Raw genomic sequence first — 6,308 nt, 5'->3', positions numbered from 1 at the left:
GTTGTGCGACGTCCCGCAAGAAGGCGTTGGCATGTCCTGGGCCGCGTCCGGGCATGACGACGAGATCACAGCCGCGGGTATGCGCCCGGGCGACCGCCACGGTATCGGGGCGATGGTCAAACGTGTATTCGGTCGACACGTCGACCCCCGCAGCTTTGCCGGCAATCCTGGCCCTTTCCAGCAGCTGAGTGGCCCGGCCGGTGACGCGAGTAAAGCAGATATCGCCTTCAATGTAGTCAGCAAGCAGGTTGACCGACGGTAACGGTGAGATGACGTTCAACGCATAGACGTGGCTACCCAGTGCAGCGGCCGCATCGATGCAAACGTGGGTCGCTCGATCAGACGCCTGCGTGCCGTCGACCAGAAGAAGGATACGCTCGAACATTAGGGAATCTCCTAGGGACAGATCAGGACAGGTCGGGTCGTGACCATCAACACTTTTTGAGTCTGGCTACCGAGGACCAGTCGTTTGAGGCCATGCTTGCCATGCGAGCCCATCACGATGAGATCGCAATCGTGGAGTTCGGCAAACTCTTCGATGGCCTCACTGGGCGCATGGCACGTGACCTGTGACGTGGTACACACGGCACCACGAACTTCGGCGAGCTCTTGGATTTGCCTTAAGTAACCATCTGACAGGCGTTGCAAGTCAGCGATGCGGTCGAGCTCCACGGCGACGGCGACGCCACCCCGGTGGCGGGGCGAGGCGATCGGCTCGACGACATGAAGGACGGACAGATGCGATCCGCAGCGGGCCGCCAGTTCGATAGCGACATGGGCCGCTTTCAATGACGCGGGTGTCCCGTCCGTGGGAAGTAGAATGTGGTTGAACATGAGTTTCTCCGCTCACCGGTGGTGGCCTGGAAAGCATTTTCAGCGACGTCGTGAACGGTCGGCTTGACCTAGGTCAACCCCGTAGCGGGTCCACCGCATGGCGTGCACGATCCGCCACCTCACGCGTACGGTCGGTCGGTCAGAGCATCGGCGGCGAGCGCGTTGGCAAGTTGCCCCAGGAGTGTGGTGACCGCGGCCGTCACGTCCGTTGCCGATACGATGCCGACCAAGCGACGGTTCTCGTCGACCAAGGGCAGGTGGCCCACTGCACCGCCGGCCATGGCTTGCACGACGTCAGCCAACGATCCATCCGCGCGACACACCACTGCCGGGGTCGACATGACCGCCGCGGCGGTCAGACGACTCATATCGGCCCCCGCCGCCATACCCCGCACCACCAAGTCGCGCTCGGAGATCACCCCCTCTGGCAGCCGGCTTGCCTCGGCGACAACCACACACGAAACCTGGTGCGTGCTCATGAGCCGTGCGACCTCGCTCACGAGCGTTGTGCCGCTGACAACAGGGACGTGCTCGCGGCCAATCTCGATGGCTTTCATGGACTGTGCTCCTGGGTCAGAAGTCATCAGCCTGCGCTGCCGGCCGAGACCATCGTTTGATCGAGGTCAAGTGCCGATGGTTTCTGGGCCTAGGCTCGCGCTGCGCTCTCGATCGCCGTGCGGTTTGACCTGCGTCAAGAGACGCGTCTGCCAATCGCCCTACAACACAGTCTCCCGATGGCAAACGAACGGTGGCGGTCATGAACGAGAGCAGGCTCCTGCAGGATCCTAACGATGGCCTGGCCTGGCACCCGCTGGAGGCGGAGAAAGCTCAGGTGCGAACGGAGGAACTCCACTCGTTTCGCGAAATTGCGGTTGTGGTTATGCAGATGCCGGGTGACCAGGTTGCTGTGACCGCGGCGGGCGTGTTCGCTCGGCGGGCCGGTGCCCGCCTGAACGTGCTGCAGATGCTTGCCATGCCGCAGGACGCCTTCGACGCCTGGGCCCTGGTGCCCGATCCGACGCTGGTCGAACGCTACGCCAAGATCCGCGCCGACGGCGAGCGCCAAGCTCAGGACATGCGCCATCTGATCTCGGCGATGCGCCTCGAGGGCGAGGTACGCACGCTGGAGGCGCTGTACTCCGCACCGCCGGCACTCGCTGCGGCGGCGACACGCCGCGCCGATATTGTCTTCATGAACCGACCTGCTGGATCGGCCTCCGATGTCTCGCTGGCGCATGCGTACTTTGCCGGGCTGCTTCTGGAGTCGGGCCGTCCCGTGGTCGTCGTGCCCGAAGGATCGAAGGCACATTTGCCCCCGCGGCATGCCATCGTGGCATGGACGGATACGGCCGAGGCGGCGCGGGCGGTACACGATGCCTTGCCCCTGCTCGAGGCTGCCGAAGCGGTCGACGTGGTGGTCGTGGACGCCCCGGCAAGCATCATGGAACCGGCCGCACGGTCGGTTGAGAGCCTGCTGACGCACCTGCATAGTCACGGCGTGCGAGCCAATCTCATCCATTGCTCCTCGCGTGGAACGTCGATTGGCCACGCCTTGCTGGACCAAGCCAGCCGGCGACATGCACAGCTGATCGTTGCCGGCGGTTACGGGCATGGACGGCTACGCGAATGGGCCATTGGCGGCACCACGCGCGAGTTGTTTCTCGACTCGACCGTTCCGGTCCTCTTCGCGCACTAGGAGCACGTCATGATCGAAGGGATGATGCGGGCGGCCGTCGTGCGCCGCTTTGGCGAGCCGCTGGAGCTAACCCGGGTACCCATTCCTGCACCTGGTCCGGGCCAGGTGTTGATCCGCATGGAGGCCACCGGCGTGTGCCACACGGACTTGCACGCCGCGCAAGGCGACTGGCCGGTCAAACCCACGTTGCCGTTCATTCCGGGCCACGAGGGCATCGGCATCATCGTGGAGACCGGGGCCGGCGTGACTGGCCTCGCCCGCGGAGATCGCGTTGGTATCGCGTGGTTGCACGATGCGTGTGGCCACTGCGAGTACTGCGCCGGCGGGTGGGAAACGCTATGCGCCGATCAACACAACAGCGGTTACAGCGTGAATGGCACGTTCGCCGAATATGCCATCGGGGCGGCGTCACACGTCCTGCCACTGCCGCGCGTGGCGGACCCGATGGCTTTGGCACCGATCCTCTGCGCGGGGGTGACAACTTACAAGGGACTGCTTGAGACCGAAGCGCGACCGGGCCAATGGGTGGCGATCTCTGGCATCGGTGGCCTCGGTCACCTGGCCGTGCAATACGCCATCGCGATGGGGCTGCGTGTCGTCGCCATCGACGTCAGCGCCGACAAGCTGGTACTCGCCCGCGAACTGGGCGCGGAGGTGGCTCTGGACGGTCGGGACGAGAACGTCACAGCGGAGGTTCACCGCGCGACCGGCGGCGGGGCCCATGGAGTTCTTGTCACAGCCGTGTCGCCCACCGCTTTTTCTCAGGCGTTGGGCATGGTCCGGCGTCGCGGCACGGTTGCACTCTTGGGCTTACCACCCGGCAGTTTCGCAGCACCGATCTTCGACATCGTGCTCAACCGCATCACCGTGCGCGGCTCGATCGTAGGTACTCGGAACGATCTGCGCGAAGCGATGGAGTTTGCGTTGCGTGGCAAGGTTCGCGCCCATGTTGAGCATGGTGTGCTTGAGGACATCAACGACGTGTTTGCGCGGCTCGAGCGTGGTGCCGTGGAAGGTCGTGTCGTGCTCGGTTTCAACGCCTGATCGTGGTTCATCCGGTCACGGATTCCGTGGCTTATGCAGATGCAATTGATCCGGAGAACGTCATGTCGACATCCACCCATACTGCTTCCCCTCACAACCCTGCCTTCCCCGCCATCCAGGGCGACCACTGGATCGAGGCGCTCGACGACGGCACCCCGGTGCTCATCAGGCCGCTACGCCCCRATGATCGCGAACGCGAGCAGGCTTTCATCCGGCGCCTCTCGGCACGGTCGCAGCGAAACCGCTTTCTTGGTGAAGTCCACGAAGCCTCTCCAGCGCTGCTGGATCAATTGATGTCGATTGATCACCACCGCACGATGGCCTTTGTGGCGTTGACCCACGATGACGGCGAGTTGCGCGAGGTCGGTATCAGTCGCTATGGCGCAGGTAAGACGGGCGACCGATGCGAGTGCGCGGTGGCCGTGGCAGACGACTGGCGCCATCGCGGCCTTGCGGTGATCCTGATGCGTCATCTGATCGACGTGGCACGCAAGGAGGGCTTCCATACGCTCTACTCGGTGGACCTGGCCGAGAACGACGGCATGCGCGACCTGGCCAGCTATCTCGGGTTTACGCGTGCGTCGGATCCGGACGACGCGACGCTCGTGATCCACTCCCTGACGCTTTCATGATCATCTATACCTGCTATGGCGCCGCTCGGGGTGTGACCGGCTCCTGTCACCTTGTTCAGTGCGGGGAGACCCGCATCCTGGTCGACTGCGGATTGTTTCAGGGCGATCGGGATGCCAGCGCAGCCAACGTGAACGGGTTCCTGTTCGACCCTCACTCGATCGACGCGGTGCTCTTGACGCACGCGCATCTGGACCATTGCGGGCGGCTGCCGAAACTGGTCCGTGACGGCTTCCGTGGGTCGATCGTGACCACTTCAGCTAGCCGGGATTTGGCTCGCATCGTGTTGATGGATGCCGCCGCGCTTCAGGAAGAAGAGGCTCGCCGGGCCGCCGCGCGCGGCAGTGCGCACGCCACCCCGGTATCGACCATCGATGATGCGTTTCACGCGATGGAGGCGTTCGACCGCGTGGTTGCTTACGGCGAGCCGTGCGACATCGCACCGGGGGTACGGGCGACGTTCTTGGACGCCGGACATATCCTCGGGTCGGCAAGCATCTTGCTCGAGCTGGACGACGGCGTAACGCAGCGGCGGATGGTCTTTTCGGGCGATCTGGGCCACCGCGGGAGCGACATCCTGCGGCCCCTCACCCCGGCGCCGGAGGCGGATATCGTGGTGATGGAAACCACCTACGGTGACCGGGCCCACCGCGATTTCGCCGCCAGCCGCGACGAGTTCCTCGGCGCGATCACGAGCACGTTGCGGGGGCATGGGAACGTGATCATTCCCACGTTTGCCCTGGAACGGGCGCAAGACATCCTGTATTGCCTGCATCAGGCCATGCGGGGCGGTACGATCCCTGCAGGCACGCCGGTGTTCCTTGACTCGCCCATGGCCATCTCGGCGACGGAGGTGTTTCGTCGACACCCGGAAGCGCTTAGCGACGCATTTCGCGGTCGGCTGGTCCAGGAAGACCCGTTCACCGCGCCGCAGGTGCATTTTGCCCGCACGGTCGATGAGTCGATGGCGATCAACCGTATCGAGGGCGGAGCCATCATTCTGGCCGGTTCGGGGATGTGCACCGGGGGTCGCGTGCGGCACCACTTACGTCACAACCTGGATCGCGGTCGCGCCGGCATCATCTTCGTGGGATACGCCGCCGAGGGCACGCTGGCCCGGCAGATCATCGATGGTCATAAGCGCGTTCGGATCGGCCGGGAAGACATTCCGGTGCGCTCGCACGTCTGGACCATCAATGGCTTTTCCGCTCACGCCGATCAACCCGAGCTGCTTGCCTGGCTCGGCAGCGCACCGCGGCGGCAGGTGCTGCTGGTCCACGGTGAAGAACATGGCGGCATGGCCGTCATGGAGCAGATCCTGCGGGCGCGCGGCGTCCCTGTTGCGTGCCCCCGGATGGAATCACCCTGTCGCGTGGGCTGACCTAGTCAGTGACAAAGGAGCGTCGCCAGATAACCGTGAGTGAGGACATGGCGCGTCGCGCCGCCCAGTATTCTCTCGCGCAGCGGAGTGTGCCCGTAAGCGCCCATCACCAGCAGGTCAGCCTTGAAGTGCTTCGCCTTGGCGAGCACGACCGCACCGGCATCGCCCGGTGACGTACGGATCCGGTGATGCGAGGCCTCGATCCCGTGGCGCGCGAGAAACGCCAGAGGGTGGAACGTGGGTTCCACAGGGGCGGTGTCGGGATGGGTGCCATCGAGAAGCACCACCTCTTTGGCCGCGCCGATCAAGGGCAAGGCCGCACGGATGGCCCGGGTGGCCGGTTGACTGCCATCCCACGCCAGAACCACGCGCTCGAAGACGCCACACGGCGCGCATACCTTGGGCAGGATCAGGCACGGTAGCCCCGTTCCCTTCACAAGGTGCTCGAGCCCGTCGACCGGGTTGGCCAGCTCATCGTTCGGGCGCTGCACGACGATGAGGTCGTGCCACGCGCTCAGCGCCTTCAAATCGTGCCCGACATCGTTGCCCACGACCGCCCATTGCGGGAGACGTGCTCCGGCCGTGGTCGCCCGTCGAACGAACTCGGCACCTTCACCCGACGACTTGAGGTCGTCGTGACACTTCACCCGCGGAGAGGGCTCCAGAAGTGCGACCACCGTCGCGTCGGTACGGAACGGGCGACCGCCCAGAAAGGCCATCGAG

Annotated in this window: 8 protein-coding genes; 4 read left to right on the top strand and 4 right to left on the bottom strand. The window is 64.7% G+C overall.

Translation table 11 applies throughout. The features are described 5' to 3' along the window. The 3 genes from AC1DT2_RS13845 to AC1DT2_RS13835 all read right to left on the bottom strand — a co-directional run. On the bottom strand, nt 1-385 hold a 385-nt coding region (locus tag AC1DT2_RS13845; RefSeq protein WP_477296912.1), incomplete at its 3' end, for a universal stress protein. An 11-nt stretch (nt 386-396) separates the two neighbouring features. Continuing rightward, nucleotides 397-834, bottom strand: a complete 438-nt coding sequence (locus AC1DT2_RS13840; RefSeq protein WP_477296911.1) for a universal stress protein — start codon at nt 832-834, stop codon at nt 397-399. 119 nt (nt 835-953) lie between these two features. Continuing rightward, nucleotides 954-1,391 (bottom strand): CBS domain-containing protein, encoded by a 438-nt coding sequence (locus tag AC1DT2_RS13835; protein ID WP_477296909.1) that lies wholly within the window; start codon nt 1,389-1,391, stop codon nt 954-956. A gap of 200 nt (nt 1,392-1,591) precedes the next feature. On the opposite strand from AC1DT2_RS13835, the gene AC1DT2_RS13830 reads away from it, so the two are divergent. The 4 genes from AC1DT2_RS13830 to AC1DT2_RS13815 all read left to right on the top strand — a co-directional run bounded on the left by AC1DT2_RS13830 (nt 1,592) and on the right by AC1DT2_RS13815 (nt 5,585). Then, a complete protein-coding gene (locus AC1DT2_RS13830; protein ID WP_477296907.1) occupies nt 1,592-2,530 on the top strand; it encodes a universal stress protein in 939 nt (312 codons plus the stop codon). 12 nt (nt 2,531-2,542) lie between these two features. Next, nucleotides 2,543-3,574, top strand: coding sequence for an alcohol dehydrogenase AdhP (gene adhP / locus AC1DT2_RS13825; protein ID WP_477296913.1), 1,032 nt, complete (start codon nt 2,543-2,545; stop codon nt 3,572-3,574). A gap of 62 nt (nt 3,575-3,636) precedes the next feature. After that, the gene (locus tag AC1DT2_RS13820) at nt 3,637-4,206 is read left to right on the top strand and encodes an N-acetyltransferase family protein (RefSeq protein ID WP_477296905.1); all 570 of its coding nucleotides are present in this window, start codon (nt 3,637-3,639) and stop codon (nt 4,204-4,206) included. Next, nucleotides 4,203-5,585, top strand: a complete 1,383-nt coding sequence (locus AC1DT2_RS13815) for an MBL fold metallo-hydrolase RNA specificity domain-containing protein (RefSeq protein ID WP_477296903.1) — start codon at nt 4,203-4,205, stop codon at nt 5,583-5,585. The genes AC1DT2_RS13820 and AC1DT2_RS13815 overlap by 4 nt, the downstream gene beginning before the upstream one ends. Nucleotides 5,586-5,590: 5 nt before the next feature. On the opposite strand, the gene AC1DT2_RS13810 is transcribed toward AC1DT2_RS13815, so the two are convergent. After that, the coding region (locus AC1DT2_RS13810) for a universal stress protein (protein ID WP_477296901.1) at nt 5,591-6,308 on the bottom strand (718 nt) is incomplete at its 5' end.

This window comes from Luteibacter sp. P4_E6 (genome assembly GCF_056401535.1).
This window is presented reverse-complemented; position numbering and strand designations above follow the sequence as displayed.